Source organism: Mesorhizobium sp. KR9-304 (assembly GCF_040049215.1).
Classification (GTDB): Bacteria; Pseudomonadota; Alphaproteobacteria; order Rhizobiales; family Rhizobiaceae; genus Mesorhizobium_K.
The window spans coordinates 722535-737221 of the sequence record NZ_JBDZDN010000002.1 but is presented as its reverse complement, the minus strand read 5'-3'; the positions used below and the strand labels follow the sequence as shown (position 1 = coordinate 737221).

The following is a 14687-nucleotide window of genomic DNA, read 5'->3' as shown; positions in this document are numbered from 1 at the left end:
GGGTACCGCGACGGCGTGACAGGTGGATGACAGGGGGAAGTCAGCAGCGACGGCCCAATCTCTTGTCCGGGTTTTCGCGAACAGCCATCTTCCTACTTGAAAATGGAGGAGACTCAATGGCCCGACATGATTTAGATCCCGCGACAGTCACGCCGGACAGTCGCGCGCCGGCGAAGACGCGGCTGTTCGAGGGAGACGGGCCGCATCGCGGGTCGGTCAACGGTGAGGTTCTTGGCACCAAGGTCACGGTCCTGACCTATGGCAACGACGAGCCAGGCGTCGGACCAAAGCTGCACGTCCATCCCTATGACGAAGTCTTCGTCATCCAGGAGGGACGCGCACGCTTCTTCGTCGGCGACCGGGTGATCGATGCCGAGGCCGGCGAGGTCGTGCTTGGGCCTGCCGGCCTGCCACACAAGTTCATCAACCTCGGGCCGGGGCGGCTGCAGACGCTCGACATCCATCATTCGCCGCGCTGGATCCAGGCCGACCTGGAGTAGGTCTCAGCCCCGCCCGAATCCTCCGGGCGTCGGCGTCGTCACGATCACCGCTTCGCCGGGTTCGAGTACGGTCTGGTCGCAGGCGTTGAGCCGCTGAACCGTGCCGTCGGCGCGACGCACCTCGGTCTTGCCGACCTCGCCGTTGCCGCCTCCCGCGATGCCTTCCGGCGGGCGGTTGCGGTGCGAGGACAGGATCGCGCATTCCATGCGCTCCAGGAAGCGGATGGTGCGCCTGGTGCCGTCGCCGGCATGCCACTTGCCCTTGCCGCCGGTGCCCGTCCGGATGTGGAAGTCCTCGAGCAGCACGGGGAAGCGCAGTTCCAGCACCTCCGGGTCGGTCAGGCGCGAGTTGGTCATGTGGGTGTGCACGCCCGACGTGCCGTTGAAGCCGCGCCCGTCGTTCATCTGCCCGGCCGGCGAACCCGAGCAGATCGTCTCGTAGTACTGGTATTTCGCGTTGCCGTAGGTGAGGTTGTTCATGGTGCCTTGCGCGTTGGCGAGCGCGCCCATGGCGCCGAAGATCGCGTTGGTGACGTGCTGCGAGGTCTCGACATTGCCGGCCACCACCGCCGCCGGGTAGGCGGGCCTGAGCATGCATCCCTCGGGGATAATGATGTTGATCGGCCTCAGGCACCCGGCATTCATCGGGATCATGTCCTCGACCATGACGCGGAAGGCGTAAAGCACGGCCGCGCGCGCGACAGGTTCCGGCGCGTTGAAGTTGTTCTTCATCACCGGCGATGTCCCGGTTAAATCGACCGTCGCCTCGCGCTTCTCGCGATCGACCGTAATCTTCACCTTGATGACCTGGCCGGTGTCGGTCGGGTACGCGTATTCGGAGCTATCGGGCAGGCGCTCCAGCACGCGGCGCACGCTTTCGGCGGCGTTGTCCTGCACGTGACCCATATAGGCCTCGACCACATCGAGCCCGAAATGCGTCACCATCTTCCTCAGCTCCGCCACGCCCTTCTCGTTGGCGGCGATCTGCGCCTTAAGGTCGGCAACGTTCTGCGCCGCGTTGCGGGCAGGGTAGGGGTGGTCGGTCAGCAGCGCAAACAGCTCCTTCTCCATGAAGGCGCCGCGATCGACGATGCGGAAATTGTCGATCAGCACGCCTTCCTCGTCGACGGACGTGGCGAGCGGCGTCATCGAGCCCGGCGCGGTGCCGCCGACATCGGCGTGGTGGCCGCGCGAGGCCGAATAGAAGAGGATCTCCTTGCCGGAATCGTCGAACACCGGCGTCACCACGGTGATGTCAGGGAGATGCGTTCCGCCATTGTAGGGCGCGTTCAGCGCGAACACGTCGCCTGGGTGGATGTCACCCGCGTTCAGCCGGATGATCGTCTCGACGGAGCGGTCCATGGACCCCAGATGCACCGGCATGTGCGGCGCGTTGGCGACCAGCGCGCCGTTGCGATCGAAGACCGCGCAGGAGAAGTCGAGCCGCTCCTTGATGTTCACCGACGACGCAGTGTTCTGCAGCGTCACGCCCATCTGCTCGGCGATCGACATGAACAGGTTGTTGAACACTTCGAGCATCACCGGATCGGCCACTGTGCCGAGCGCGGCCTGCCGCTTCTTCTTCTCGATGCGAGAAAGCAGCACATGGTCCTTGGCGGTGATCGCAGCCCCCCAGCCGGGCTCGACCACGATCGTCTGGTGGCTCTCGATGATGAGCGCCGGGCCGGCGATCTTGTGGCCGGGCTTAAGCGTCTCGCGGCGGAATACCGCCGCGTCGCGCCATTCGCCGCCGCAGAAGAGCTTTCGCGTTTCGGCCGCCTTGGGCGCTCCTTCCGTAAGCGGCCGGTCGGTCTCGTCACGCCCGGCAACCCGCCCGTCCTCGCCATGCACCTCGACTGTCTCGACCACCAGCGCCCGGTCGGGATAGGTGAATCCGAACTGCGCCTTGTGCGCGGCTTCGAAGGCCGCCCGGGCCTCGGCGATCGAGAATGTCGCGTGATTTATCGGCAGGGTCGTGTCGGTGCCGTCGTAGCGGACATGCAGGATGGGACGCCAGGAGACCCGTTCCTCGGGCACGCCCTGCGCGGTGAGTTCGGCGAAAACGGGAGCGCACAGGGCATCGATGGCAGCCCGGATTTCGCCCGCGTTGCCGTCGGCCAGCGGCCGCACGAACCCCTGCTGGCGCGAGGCGAAGACGCCGGACATGCCGATGCCGTAGGCCGACAGCAGGCCGGAGAAGGGGTGGATCAGCACCGACTGCATGCCGAGCGCGTCGGCAACCAGGCAGGCATGCTGGCCGCCGGCGCCGCCGAAGCAGTTCAACAGATAGCCGGTGACGTCATAGCCGCGCTGCACGGAGATCTTCTTGATGGCGTTCGCCATGTTCTCGACCGCGATGGTGACGAAGCCTTCCGCGACGGCTTCGGGCGAACGTCCGTCGCCGATCTCGGCGGCAAGTGCCGCGAATTTCTCGCGCACGGTGTCTGTGTCCAGGGGCTGGTCCTGGCCGGGGCCGAAGATGACAGGGAAAAAATCGGGCTGCAGCTTGCCGAGCATGACGTTGGCGTCGGTGACGGCGAGCGGGCCGCCGCGCCGGTAGCAGGCCGGGCCGGGATTGGCGCCCGCCGAATCCGGGCCGACGCGGAAACGTCCTGCCTCGAAATGCAGGATCGAGCCGCCGCCCGCCGCGACCGTGTGGATGCGCATCATCGGCGCGCGCACGCGCACGCCGGCGACCTCGGTGTCGAAAGCGCGTTCGTATTCGCCGTCGTAATGCGCGACGTCGGTCGAGGTGCCGCCCATGTCGAAGCCGATCACCTGGCCGAAGCCGGCCAGTCGCGCCGTCTCGACCATGCCGACCACGCCGCCCGCCGGACCCGACAGCAGCGCGTCCTTGCCCTGAAACATGTCGGCGGCGGTCAGCCCGCCGGACGACATCATGAACATCAGTCTCGGATTGTCGCTCACGGCCGAGCGCTCGCTTCGCTCGCTGGCCTCCGCGAGGGCCGCCTGGCCGGCCGACGCCCGGTCGGGCTTGCGGCCTTCGGCCGGTGTCGAAACTCCGATATCGCCCGCCACCTGCCGCACGTAGCGCGACAGGATCGGCGAGAGATAGGCGTCCACCACCGTCGTGTCGCCGCGTCCGACCAGCTTCACAAGCGGCGAGACCTCGTGGCCGACCGAGATCTGCGCGAAGCCTGCCTTCCTGCAAACCTTGGCCACGGCCTTCTCATGCTCGGGGAATTTCCAGGCATGCATGAAGGCGATGGCGACGGCGTCGATGCCGTCGCGCCGCGCCGCATCGATCGCCGGCTTCACCGCCTCGATGTCGAGCAGCTTCTCCACCGTTCCGTCGGCGCGCACGCGCTCCTCGACCTCGACCACGCGCTCATAGAGCAGTTCGGGCAGGATGATCTCCTTGGCGAAGATGTCGGGCCGGGCCTGGTAGGCGATGCGCAGCGCATCGCGGAATCCCTTGGTGATGAGAAGCAGCACGCGGTCGCCCTTGCGCTCCAGCAACGCATTGGTAGCGACGGTGGTGCCCATCTTGATCTCGCCGACCAGGCCGGTCGGAATCGCATCGCCCGCCTTCAGGCCGAGCAGGTCGCGGATGCCCTGGATCGCGGCGTCGCTGTAGGCCTCGGGGTTTTCGGACAGCAGCTTGCGCGGATGAAGCGCGCCCTGCGGGTCGCGGCCGATGATATCGGTGAAGGTGCCGCCGCGGTCGATCCAGAAATCCCAATTCTTCGCCGGCATCAGCGTTCTCCCCGGAAATACCGCGTTTGATTTTCCTGCGAAGCGCCGTATAAACCAGAACGCTCACACTACGTCAACGTTTTGTCGATAAATCGCGGATGATATTGATGACCAAACCAGCTTCTCGCATTGGCCCGGTGGTGTCGGCGGCGCATCTCGCCGACGGACAGGTTCCGGCACTGTCCGAGGTCGAATTCGCGCTGACCGTGCTCCACAATGCCTTTCAGCGCTGGATTGTGCGCTGCATGAGCGCGTCGGGTGTGCCGGGTCTCGCGGCGATCGACGTGCTGGTGCTGCACGCCGCCAATCACCGCGGCCGCGAGAAGACGCTGGCCGACATCTGCATGATGTTCAACGTCGAGGACACGCATATCGTCGCCTACGCGCTGAAGAAGCTGGAGGGCCTGAAACTGATCTCCACCGGCAGGCGCGGCAAGGAGAAGACGGTGAAGGTCACCAAGGCCGGCGCCGACGCATGCCGGCGCTACCGCGAGGTCCGCGAGGGCCTGCTGTCGTCGAGCGTGAAGGGGCTTGCCTTCGACGAGGCCGACATGAGCCATGTCGCGGCGCTGATGCGGGCGCTGTCGGGCCAGTACGACCAGGCCGCGCGGGCGGCGGCCAGTCTTTGAAGCTGAGCCGGTTGCCTTTGTGTTCTGACGAAGTGTTAAAAGCCGTCAGATGTTGTGACGCACACGACCCAGAGCGTGCCGGACACGACGACCACCGAGCCCGCGCCGATGGAGCCGGCGACGCCGCCGGCTGCGGAGCCTGCTCCGGCCCAGCCCGCCCCGGCTCAGTAAGGGCCTTCACCAAGCGAAGGAAGCCGGTTTCGACCGGCTTTTTTCTTGCCCTTTGTCATGAAACGCGCGCCAGTGGTGCCAATTGCCTGTGCCGCGGACCCCGGCAGCGGGCGCTTTGCCGCAAGAGGTTCTCTCGCCAAGCAGTTCTTTTCGCCTTAAGGAAGCTGCATGTCGATATGGCAGCTTCTTAAGCGCGTGACCGCTGCGGCGACCTCCGGCGTGGGCAGCGTCGTCGAGGCTGTGCGCACCGTTTTCGGCGGCAATCCGGAGTTGCGCCGCCGCGTCGCCTTCTCTGTCGCGATGATCGCTCTGTCGGCCAAGATGGCCAAGGCCGACGGCGTCGTCACGCATGACGAGGTTCGCGCCTTCCAGCAGATATTCGAGGTCCCCGCGTCGGAACGGCGCAATGTCGCGCGGCTCTACGACCTCGCCAAGGCCGATGTCGCCGGCTTCGAGGCCTATGCCGAGCGCATGGCGGGCCTGTGCGGTTCGGGCCACGCCAACTGCGCCATGCTGGAGGACATTCTCGACGGGCTGTTCCACATCGCCAAGGCGGACGGGCTGCTGCACGAGCGCGAAGGCCGCTTCCTGCATCGCGTCGCCCAGATCTTCCGCATCGAGGAAAGCCACTACCAGAGCATTCTGGCGCGCCACGCCAATCTCGGCGACGCCGATCCCTGGCTGATCCTCGGCATTGAGCGCGACAGTCCCTTCGACGAGGTCAAGAGGCGCTACCGCAAGCTCGTCGCCGCCAACCACCCCGACAAGCTGCTGGCCCGCGGCCTGCCGGAAGAATTCATCAAGATCGCGACCACGCGCATCGCCGCGATCAACGCCGCCTATGAGATGATCGAGCGTGGGCTGAAGGTGATATGAGCGGCTTCTCGCCGGATCATGCGGGAGCCGAGGTGCGCGTTTCGCCGAATTTTGGTCCGCGCGTCGGCGTCTCCCGCCCCGACATCGTCCTCCTGCACTACACCGGCATGAAGACGGGCGAGGCGGCGGAGGCCTGGCTCTGCACCCCGGACTCCCAGGTTTCCTCCCATTATCTCGTCCATGAGGACGGCCGCATCGTGCAGATGGTGCGCGAGAGCGACCGCGCCTGGCACGCCGGCAGGAGTTTCTGGCGCGGGATCACCGACATCAACGCGCATTCCGTCGGCATCGAGATCGTCAATCCCGGGCACGAGTTCGGCTATCGCGCCTTTCCCCGACGGCAGATCGCTTCGGTCATCGACCTGTGCAAGGGGATCGTGGCCCGTTACCGCATTACGCCGCCTAGGGTTCTAGCCCATTCGGACGTGGCGCCGGGCCGCAAGGTCGATCCAGGCGAGAAATTTCCCTGGCGCACGCTCGCCGAGGCCGGCGTCGGTCATTTTGTCGCGCCGGCGCGGGTTGGCGGCAAGCCGGTAATCGGTCCAGGAGACGCGGGGGCAGCGGTCGAGGAACTCCAATCCATGCTGTCGCTCTACGGCTACGGCATCGACATAACCAGCGCCTTCGATCAGCAGACGGGTGTGGTTGTCGCTGCTTTTCAACGGCATTTCCGCCCGCGGCGGGTTGACGGACTGGCGGACCGCTCGACGGTGGTGACGCTCAGGCGCCTGCTCGAAGCCTGCCGGTAACGCGCGCCTAGCGCCTTCGACGCGCTTGCGGCGCTTTGGCCGCGGTTAACAATTTGTAACCCAAAGTGACTTGCCCCGCCATTTTTGCCCCAAGGTTGGCAGGCACCCCGGTGCACATAGAGCGCCGGACACTTGTCCCCCCTGTTCCGGCTTAAATGAGGGCAGCCGAGCGTATCCTCTGCGCACGGCCGGATAACGACAGGACCGCATGAAAATATTGACCATTTTAGCGGCAGCGCTTGCTGCCGGCCTCACGACGTTTGCTGCAAATGCCCTGGAGGAGGGTTCCCGGCAGGTGTCCATGGTTTCGGCGAGGCCGGAACTCTCCGGGATCGAAAGATCCGCAGGGAAGGACGAGGCTTCGCCGAAACGCGGCCTGACGAGGGAGGAAGCCTTCCACGCCGCAAGGGCGGAGAAGAAGGATGTCGCGGCGGGCGGGAAGCAGAAGGACGACGTCGCGCCCGTTGCCGAGACGAAGCAAAAGGACGATGTCGTAACGGTCGCCGCCAAGCCCGAGGACCGCTACAAGCCGATCATCGAGAAATACGCGATGCAGAACGGCATCCCCATCGATCTCGCGCATGCCGTCATCACGGTGGAAAGCAACTACAAACCGTATTCGCTGGGTAGGGCGGGCGAGGTCGGCCTCATGCAGATCAAGCCCGCGACCGCCAAGTTGATGGGTTATGACGGCTCTGCCACCGGGCTTTTCGATCCCGAGACCAACATCAAGTTCGGCATGAAATATCTCGGCAAGGCACGGAAGCTCGGCGACGGCACGACCTGCGGCACCATCCTCAAATACAATGCGGGTCATGCCGCCAAGCGCATGAATCCGACCTCACGCGACTATTGCGAGAAGGTGAAGCGTCACATCCTGGAGTCGATCGGCTGGGTGACCCCGGATCGCGAATACGAAAGCGGCGCCTGATTCATTCCGCTTTCCTGTTGCGTTTGCTTCCGCGAACGCCTTTATACGCACTGCCAGCCGGCCGGGCGGCCGCACCAGCAGGAGCCGAAAGGCTGCGGGTGAGGAAAGTCCGGGCTCCATGGAGACACGGTGCCGGCTAACGGCCGGCGGGGGCGACCCCAGGGAAAGTGCCACAGAAAGCAAACCGCCACGGTCACCGTGGCAAGGGTGAAAGGGTGGGGTAAGAGCCCACCGCGCGACTGGCAACAGGAGCGGCACGGCAAACCCCACCGGGAGCAAGACCGAATAGGGGCGGTTGAGGGGCAACCCTCGGGGCTGTTTCCGGCCCACCGTCCGGGTAGGTTGCATGAGGCCGATGGCAACATCGGCCCAAGACGAATGGCCGCCACGTTCTCCGCGCCGCAAGGTGCGGAGGGCCATACAAAACCCGGCTTACAGGCCGGCTGGCAATTTTCTACCGCGTCGGACGCTGTGTCTCAGATGGCGGCATCCATTGATCCGCATCGGCAATGCGTAGTTCGCGCAGGCGACGCGGACCGCCTCCGTGCAACTCGCTTTGCGGGTAGTCCAATTCCCAAAGTTTTCCGGTCTCTTTGTGCCGGTAGAGTTTGTGCCAACTGCTAGCGGCTACCTCGGTCAAGTTTGCCGCCAGCAGTTCATCAATCTGTTTCGCATGTCCTTCGGCGATCATCCGATTTTCTCGCCAAACCCATACCTCTTTTAGCTCGATCATACTCATTCTCAAGCTTCGTCGAGAGCCGCCGCCACCGCCGCCCAAAGCTCCCCGACCGGCTCGCAGCCGACCGACAGCCTGACGAAGCCCGGCGCCACGGCGTCGCCCCAGCGGGCGCGACGCTCGGCGGAGGTGTGCACTCCGCCGAAGGAGGTCGCCGGCTGAATCAGCGCGCAGCCGTTGATGAAGCTCTCCGCCGAGATCTCCGACTCCAGCGTCAGGCCGATCAGGAAGCCGAACCGCTCCATCTGGACGCGCGCCAGATTGTGCGACGGGTCGTCCGCGAGGCCCGGGAAGCGCAATGCCTGCACCTTGGGATGGTTCTTCAGCCGCCGCGCGATCGTCTCCGCCGAAGAGCACATGCGGTCGAAGCGAACCTCCAGCGTCTCCAGCCCGCGATGCACCAGCCACGCCTCGAACGGGCCGGGAATGGCGCCGGAGAGCGAGCGCCAGTCGATTACCGCGGCGATTGCCTTCTCATCGCGGCTGGCGACATGCCCGAACAGCGTGTCCGAATGGCCGTTCGGCGCCTTGGTGTCGGCGGCGACGACGATGTCCGCGCCGAGGTCGAGCGGCCGCTGGCCGTAGGGCGTCATCACCGTGTTGTCTGCGACCACAATTGCGCCCGCTGCGTGAGCCGCCGCCGAGACCGCCGCGATGTCGCAGATGTCGAGGCTCGGATTGGCCGGCGTCTCGAGGAAGACGAGGCGATAGCCGTCAAAGCCGCCGTCGAGGTAGGATGAAGTGGGACGCTGGTCGAACGAGACGCCGAGCGGTTTGAGGAAACGCTCCGCGAGCATGCGCGTCGTGTAGTAGCCGTCGGACGGAAGCAGGATACGGTCTCCAGTCTTGAGCAGGCTGAAGAACACCGCCGATATCGCCGCCATGCCTGATGGGAACGCGACAGCCGGAGCATCTTCGAGATGCGACAGCATCTCCTCCACCCCTTCCCAGGTCGGGTTGTCGAAGCGGCCATATTGCGCAAAGCCCGCTGGAGCGCCGGGAAGGTTGTACATCGCCGCCATGGTCAGCGGCAGCGGCACGGGATCGCCCTTCCTCAGCTTGCGCCGGCGCAGGTGAGGAAGCTTGGCCGCGCGGAATGATGGTGTGTCGGTCATTGTGAGATATTGCTGCTAAATGCTGGAACAACGTCAAGCTTGGCCGGGCGATGGGTGCAAGCGCCTGGGATCAGGTTTGCGTGCGGTCGGATGGATACTTGTAGGGCCGCCCTTCGCTCCTGCCATATGTGAGGTAATGTTCCTGCGCGTCCATGCCCGCGCGCCGGACGTCCTTGTTGATATCTAGATAGATCTCATCGCGAAAATCTGGCGGAAGCATCCTTTGTCTTTCGGCTGGGGTGAGTTCGGCGAAGCTGCGTTTGTACGCTCTTCTCTCAGCCATGCCATAGGTGAGATAGTGCTCCTTCGCTCCCATGCCCGAGCAACGGACGTCGGCATGGAGTTCGAGATAGACGTCATCGTGAAAATCCGGCGGGACTTCGTCGGGCTTGTAGGATCGCCCCTCAGCCATGCCGTATTTTAGATAGTGCTCCCTGGGGCTGATTTCTGCCTGGCGAACGTCCTCGTGAAGCTTGAGATAGACGTCATCGCGGAAATCGCGTGGCAGGCGCTTGCCGCCGAGGTCGACCATCCTGAATATTTGTTGCTTCTCGGTTGGTGGCCCTGGAAAATAGGTTGGTTCGAACCCCATCCGCCTCGCGACCACGTTGAACGACAGTTGATCGCGATAGGAGTACCGACAAACCTGAAGGAACCATTGCAACATCACGGAAATCAGCTCGGGATCGTTGTGCCGGCGCGCCTGGAATCCGGTGGCGACAAGGCCCGCGTTCTCGGGATGGCCGATTGAGCGATAGTGCTTCATCTGGGCGTCGATGGTTGCCGCATCGTCGTATCCCAGGCGTTTCACAATCTCGGCCTCTTCGTAAACACATGACCGCCAAAGGTGCCTGAAGGTAACCATGGGGCTGGCTGATCGGTCCAGCTCGGCGAAAACTGCTTCGTACGGAGCTATCATCCGTAGCGTATTGTCGTGATAGATCGAGGCTTCATACGCACCTAAAAAGCTATGCGCCATGATCTTGATCATCTTGGCCGTCCGAACTGGCCCGAGGAGGCTCGAGTCGACATATCGAAGCGTCCACCTATCGGATCGCAAGTTTCTGTCGTCCGTGAAGCAGATGAAGTCGGTCCGGTCGTCCTTTTCATAGTGCTGATCCGAAAAGGCTTCCGAATAGCCGAATAGACAACTGAAGACGACGCGCCGAGGCTGCGTTTTTGCAGTCTTGCCGAGAAGGCGCAGCATCGATCTCATTGGCTGCCACCCTTGCCCTGTAGTCCGGTCGCCCATCTGATTTAGGCGTCATAGAACAGGTCAGGCCGGCTGTTAAGTGCCGCTTGGTAGGCGACTCCTTCCGCCCCTAAACCCTTCGTTAGGCTTAATGGAGGATAAAGCGGTGGATGCCCGCAAGCCCGTCTTCGCAGACGCTTTTCGGGGGTGTGTATAAGCTGTTCCCGTTGACGCCCATAGTGCCCCATGATATCCCATTCGCATAATCAAGTCCTTGTTCCGGTTACGGGTAGATCGAGCGCGAAACGGGCGGCCATCGGGCCGCGCGATATGCTGGCGCATGGTCCGGAGCGGAACAGGTTTTGCGGCAGGGGCCGCGCTGCGGAGGCGCGGACAAGATGAGCAAATGGGGCCAGGCGGAAACGGCTGTAACGAGTGATGAACCGGTTTCTGTCCAGCGCGGTGAACAGGATCGATGCGAAGGGGCGGGTATCCGTGCCGGCGCATTTCCGCGCGGTGGTGCAGCAACGCGGCTATTCGGAACTCTACGCCATTCGCCAGCTCGACGTGCCGGCGCTGGACGTCGGCGGGCTCGACCTGCTCGACCGCTACGAAGAGAGGATAGCGCTGGAAGACCCGTTCCTGCAGACGGCGGACGACATGTCCTTCTTCGTCCATGGCGACGGCGCCTTCCTCAAGCTCGACCAGGACGGACGCATCACGGTGACGGACTTCATCCGCGAGCATACGGGCATATCGTCGGAGGTGGCCTTCGTCGGCCGCGGCAATTTTTTCCAGATATGGGAGCCCAGCAAGCTCAGCGCCTATGGCGCGGAGGTGAGGGCGAGACTTTCGCAGCTTCGGCAGGGGACGAAGCCTGGGGAGAAACCGGAATGATGGCTGGCCACGGCGGGGGCGACCCCGCGGTTGGCGGACCGGCCCGCCACATTCCGGTTCTCCTTGCCGAGGTGATCGCCGCACTTGAGCCAGCCGAGGGGCAGACGATCGTCGACGGCACTTTCGGCGCGGGCGGCTACACCATGGCGCTGCTTACGGCTGGCGTTTCCGTCGTGGCGATCGACCGCGATCCCGGCGCGATCGAGGCCGGGCGCGCCTTGGAGAAGGAGGCCGGCGGGCGTCTCACCCTTGTGCAAAGCGCATTCTCACATCTCGACGAGGCCGCCGCCGAAGTCGACGGCGTCGTCCTCGACATCGGCGTCTCCTCCATGCAGATCGACGAAGCCGAACGCGGCTTTTCCTTCCGCGCCGATGGGCCGCTCGACATGCGCATGGCGCAATCGGGTCCGAGCGCCGCCGACGTCGTCAACCGCTTCAAGTCGGGTGACCTGACGCGCATCTTCGGCCTGCTCGGCGAGGAACGCCATGCCGGGCGCATCGCCCGCATGATCGAGAAGCGCCGCGAGGCGCGTCCTTTCCTGCGCACGCTCGACCTCGCCGATGCCATCGAGACTCATGTCGGTCGCAAGCCGGGCGAAAAAATCCATCCGGCGACGCGCGTGTTCCAGGCGCTGCGCATCTTCGTCAACGACGAACTCGGCGAACTGGCCAAGGCGCTGTTCGCCGCCGAGCGCGTGCTGAAGCCCGGCGGGCGGCTGGCCGTGGTGACCTTCCATTCGCTCGAAGACCGCATCGTCAAGCGTTTCATCGCCGATCGTTCCAGCAATCCGGCCGGCTCGCGCTTCCTGCCCGAGACGCAAGAGAAGGCGGCGACCTTCGAGAAGCGCGGCGGCGCGGTTTCTCCGTCCGAAGCCGAGATCGAGGCCAATCCTCGCGCGCGTTCGGCGAAACTGCGCGCCGCGGTGCGAACCGATGCGCCGGCCCGCGCGGCCGACCCCTCGATCTTCGGCCTGCCAAGGCTTCCCGAAATCCGGCTTCCGGCTGAGAGGTAGTACCAGTGTTTCGTACCAGCGACATCGTGCTCATCGCCGTCATGGTCGCGGCGGCGGCATTCACCTACAAGACCAAGCACGAGGCCGAGGACCGGCAGGCGTCGCTGCGCAAGATCGAGCAGCAGATACGCTTCGAGGAAGACACGATCGACCTGCTGAAGGCCGACTGGAGCCTGCTCACGCAGCCCTCGCGCCTGCAGAAGCTGTCGCACACCTATCAGGCCGAGCTCGCCCTGCAGCCGCTGGAGGCACACCAGATCGTCGGGCTCGACGAACTGCCGTCGAAGCCGCTCACCATCGAGGATCTGTCCAGCCAGCATCTGGGAGGCATGGCCGACAGCGGCGCTGCGCCGCCCGCGACGGATGGCATCGTCACCGGGGGTGTCGTGCAATGATCTCCTGGCTGCGCAGGCGCAAGATCGAGGCAGCGGCGTCCGCCGGGTCGATCGTCGTCGAGGGCGCCCGCAAGGCGACCGGCGGCAAGGCGAAGAATCGCGTTGTCATGACCATGGCCGTCTTCTTCGGCATCTACGCCACGATCGCCGGACGGCTGATCTATTTCGGCATGCAGGATCCGGCGGATTCGGGCGGCCCGGCGAGCCGCGTCACAGCCTCGCGGCCCGATATCGTCGACCGCAACGGCGAGGTGCTGGCGACCGACATCAAGACCGCCTCGCTGTTTGCCGAACCGCGCCGCGTCGTCGACGCCGATGAAGTCATCGAGAAGCTGGCGACCGTTCTGCCCGATATCGAGGTCGAGCAGACCTACCACAAGCTGAAGAGCGGCGCGGGCTTCGTCTGGCTGAAACGCCAGCTGACGCCCAAGCAGCAGAACGAGATCATCCAGCTCGGCCTGCCCGGCATCGGCTTCCGCACCGAGAAGCGCCGCTTCTATCCCGCTGGACCGACCATCTCGCATATCGTCGGCCTGACCAACATCGACAACCAAGGCATTTCCGGCCTCGAGAAATACATCGACGACCAGGGCCTCGCCGACCTCCAGGCATCCGGGCTCGCCATCGCCAAGGACCTGAATCCGGTCAAGCTGTCTATCGACCTGCGCGTCCAGCATATCGTCCACGACGAACTCACCCAGGCCATGGAGCGCTACCACGCGATCGCCGCGGGCGCCGTCGTGCTCAACGCCAAGACCGGCGAGGTCGTGGCGATGGTGTCTGTACCCGACTACGATCCGAACAATCCCTACAACGCGCATGAGAAGGACCGGCTGAACCGCATGTCGGCCGGCACCTACGAGATGGGCTCGACCATCAAGAGCTTCACCACCGCGATGGCGCTCGATTCCGGTCTTGCCAACCTCGAAAGCCGATTCGACGCCTCGCGGCCGCTGCGGATCGGCCGTTTCACCATCAAGGATTTCCACGGCAAGGGCCGGGTGCTCACGCTGCCGGAGGTGTTCATCTACTCGTCGAACATCGGCTCGGCCAAGGAGGCCGACATGGTCGGCATCGAGGGCCACCGCGAGTTCCTGAAGCGGATGGGCCTGCTCACCCGCATGCGCACCGAACTGCCCGAGGTGGCGACGCCGACCGAGCCCAAGGAATGGAAGAAGGTGAACTCCATCACCATCGCCTTCGGCCACGGCATGTCGACGACACCGCTTCAGACGGCGGTCGGCGCCGCCGCGCTCATGAACGGCGGCAAGCTCATCCAGCCGACTTTCCTGCCGCGCAGCGAGGCGGAAGCCGGCGCCGTCGCCGAACAGGTGGTCGAAGAGAAGACCAGCGCGGACATGCGGTATCTCTATCGGCTGAACGCCGAGAAAGGCTCCGGCAAGCGCGCCGAGGTCCCCGGTTTCCGCGTCGGCGGCAAGACGGGTACCGCCGAAAAGGTGGTCAACGGCCGCTATTCGTCGACGGTGCGCTTCAACGCTTTCCTGGCAGCGTTTCCGATGGACGACCCGCAATACATCGTGCTGTCGATCATCGACGAACCCAAGCCGGAAAAGCCGGGAATGGGCGCAACGTCGGGCCTGAACGCCGCGCCGATCGTGGCCAACATAATCCGCCGCTCAGGCGCCCTGCTTGGCGTGAAGCCGGAATTCGGCCATGAAAGCGGCGCTACGGTCGTGTCCTATCAGTGATTCTGCCGTCTCACGGGCGCAAGAGGGAGCGCCGCAGCCAACCACCGCGACTGGAAC

13 protein-coding genes and 1 other RNA gene are annotated in these 14687 nt (G+C 64.5%); 10 read left to right on the top strand and 4 right to left on the bottom strand.

Going from position 1 to position 14687, the window contains the following annotated elements; all coding sequences use genetic code 11:
• Nucleotides 1–116 precede the first annotated feature (116 nt).
• Nucleotides 117–500, top strand: a complete 384-nt coding sequence (locus ABLE71_RS15875) for a cupin domain-containing protein (protein WP_348784398.1) — start codon at nt 117–119, stop codon at nt 498–500.
• 3 nt (nt 501–503) lie between these two features.
• Here ABLE71_RS15875 and ABLE71_RS15870 read toward each other — a convergent pair whose 3' ends face one another.
• Complete coding sequence (locus tag ABLE71_RS15870) at nt 504–4217, bottom strand: hydantoinase B/oxoprolinase family protein (protein ID WP_348784397.1); 3714 nt, start codon at nt 4215–4217, stop codon at nt 504–506.
• A 107-nt stretch (nt 4218–4324) separates the two neighbouring features.
• Here ABLE71_RS15870 and ABLE71_RS15865 point away from each other — a divergent pair, with 107 nt between their 5' ends.
• The 5 genes from ABLE71_RS15865 to rnpB all read left to right on the top strand — a co-directional run bounded on the left by ABLE71_RS15865 (nt 4325) and on the right by rnpB (nt 8024).
• A complete protein-coding gene (locus ABLE71_RS15865; RefSeq protein WP_348784396.1) occupies nt 4325–4846 on the top strand; it encodes a winged helix DNA-binding protein in 522 nt (173 codons plus the stop codon).
• Nucleotides 4847–5185: 339 nt separating this feature from the next.
• Complete coding sequence (locus ABLE71_RS15860; protein WP_348784395.1) at nt 5186–5893, top strand: DnaJ family molecular chaperone; 708 nt, start codon at nt 5186–5188, stop codon at nt 5891–5893.
• Nucleotides 5890–6642, top strand: a complete 753-nt coding sequence (locus ABLE71_RS15855) for an N-acetylmuramoyl-L-alanine amidase (protein ID WP_348784394.1) — start codon at nt 5890–5892, stop codon at nt 6640–6642. Before ABLE71_RS15860 ends, ABLE71_RS15855 begins: the two co-directional genes overlap by 4 nt.
• Before the next feature lie 208 nt (nt 6643–6850).
• Nucleotides 6851–7573, top strand: coding sequence for a transglycosylase SLT domain-containing protein (locus tag ABLE71_RS15850; protein WP_348784393.1), 723 nt, complete (start codon nt 6851–6853; stop codon nt 7571–7573).
• A 53-nt stretch (nt 7574–7626) separates the two neighbouring features.
• Nucleotides 7627–8024: RNase P RNA component class A (gene rnpB, locus ABLE71_RS15845), an RNA gene on the top strand.
• 3 nt (nt 8025–8027) lie between these two features.
• On the opposite strand, the gene ABLE71_RS15840 is transcribed toward rnpB, so the two are convergent.
• From ABLE71_RS15840 to ABLE71_RS15830, 3 genes are all read right to left on the bottom strand, one after another.
• Nucleotides 8028–8306, bottom strand: a complete 279-nt coding sequence (locus tag ABLE71_RS15840; RefSeq protein ID WP_348784392.1) for an Imm27 family immunity protein — start codon at nt 8304–8306, stop codon at nt 8028–8030.
• 8 nt (nt 8307–8314) lie between these two features.
• Nucleotides 8315–9424: a cystathionine gamma-lyase gene (locus ABLE71_RS15835; RefSeq protein WP_348784391.1), complete on the bottom strand. Its 1110-nt coding sequence runs from the start codon at nt 9422–9424 to the stop codon at nt 8315–8317.
• A 70-nt stretch (nt 9425–9494) separates the two neighbouring features.
• Complete coding sequence (locus ABLE71_RS15830) at nt 9495–10631, bottom strand: glycosyltransferase domain-containing protein (protein WP_348784390.1); 1137 nt, start codon at nt 10629–10631, stop codon at nt 9495–9497.
• A 423-nt stretch (nt 10632–11054) separates the two neighbouring features.
• Here ABLE71_RS15830 and mraZ point away from each other — a divergent pair, with 423 nt between their 5' ends.
• The 4 genes from mraZ to ABLE71_RS15810 are packed head-to-tail and all read left to right on the top strand — an operon-like array spanning nt 11055 to nt 14630.
• Nucleotides 11055–11513, top strand: a complete 459-nt coding sequence (gene mraZ / locus ABLE71_RS15825; protein ID WP_348784389.1) for a division/cell wall cluster transcriptional repressor MraZ — start codon at nt 11055–11057, stop codon at nt 11511–11513.
• Nucleotides 11510–12526 (top strand): 16S rRNA (cytosine(1402)-N(4))-methyltransferase RsmH, encoded by a 1017-nt coding sequence (gene rsmH / locus ABLE71_RS15820; RefSeq protein WP_348784388.1) that lies wholly within the window; start codon nt 11510–11512, stop codon nt 12524–12526. The genes mraZ and rsmH overlap by 4 nt, the downstream gene beginning before the upstream one ends.
• Nucleotides 12527–12531: 5 nt before the next feature.
• Nucleotides 12532–12921 (top strand): hypothetical protein, encoded by a 390-nt coding sequence (locus ABLE71_RS15815; RefSeq protein ID WP_348784387.1) that lies wholly within the window; start codon nt 12532–12534, stop codon nt 12919–12921.
• Nucleotides 12918–14630 (top strand): penicillin-binding protein 2, encoded by a 1713-nt coding sequence (locus ABLE71_RS15810; RefSeq protein WP_348784386.1) that lies wholly within the window; start codon nt 12918–12920, stop codon nt 14628–14630. The genes ABLE71_RS15815 and ABLE71_RS15810 overlap by 4 nt, the downstream gene beginning before the upstream one ends.
• Nucleotides 14631–14687 lie beyond the last annotated feature (57 nt).

What these genes read in the sequence shown, in the direction of transcription:
- ABLE71_RS15875 (WP_348784398.1), top strand. Translation starts at nt 117, where the DNA reads ATGGCCCGACATGATTTAGATCCCGCGACAGTCACGCCGGACAGTCGC.
- ABLE71_RS15870 (WP_348784397.1), bottom strand. Translation starts at nt 4,217, where the DNA reads ATGCCGGCGAAGAATTGGGATTTCTGGATCGACCGCGGCGGCACCTTC.
- ABLE71_RS15865 (WP_348784396.1), top strand. Translation starts at nt 4,325, where the DNA reads ATGACCAAACCAGCTTCTCGCATTGGCCCGGTGGTGTCGGCGGCGCAT.
- ABLE71_RS15860 (WP_348784395.1), top strand. Translation starts at nt 5,186, where the DNA reads ATGTCGATATGGCAGCTTCTTAAGCGCGTGACCGCTGCGGCGACCTCC.
- ABLE71_RS15855 (WP_348784394.1), top strand. Translation starts at nt 5,890, where the DNA reads ATGAGCGGCTTCTCGCCGGATCATGCGGGAGCCGAGGTGCGCGTTTCG.
- ABLE71_RS15850 (WP_348784393.1), top strand. Translation starts at nt 6,851, where the DNA reads ATGAAAATATTGACCATTTTAGCGGCAGCGCTTGCTGCCGGCCTCACG.
- ABLE71_RS15840 (WP_348784392.1), bottom strand. Translation starts at nt 8,306, where the DNA reads ATGATCGAGCTAAAAGAGGTATGGGTTTGGCGAGAAAATCGGATGATC.
- ABLE71_RS15835 (WP_348784391.1), bottom strand. Translation starts at nt 9,424, where the DNA reads ATGACCGACACACCATCATTCCGCGCGGCCAAGCTTCCTCACCTGCGC.
- ABLE71_RS15830 (WP_348784390.1), bottom strand. Translation starts at nt 10,631, where the DNA reads ATGCTGCGCCTTCTCGGCAAGACTGCAAAAACGCAGCCTCGGCGCGTC.
- mraZ (WP_348784389.1), top strand. Translation starts at nt 11,055, where the DNA reads ATGAACCGGTTTCTGTCCAGCGCGGTGAACAGGATCGATGCGAAGGGG.
- rsmH (WP_348784388.1), top strand. Translation starts at nt 11,510, where the DNA reads ATGATGGCTGGCCACGGCGGGGGCGACCCCGCGGTTGGCGGACCGGCC.
- ABLE71_RS15810 (WP_348784386.1), top strand. Translation starts at nt 12,918, where the DNA reads ATGATCTCCTGGCTGCGCAGGCGCAAGATCGAGGCAGCGGCGTCCGCC.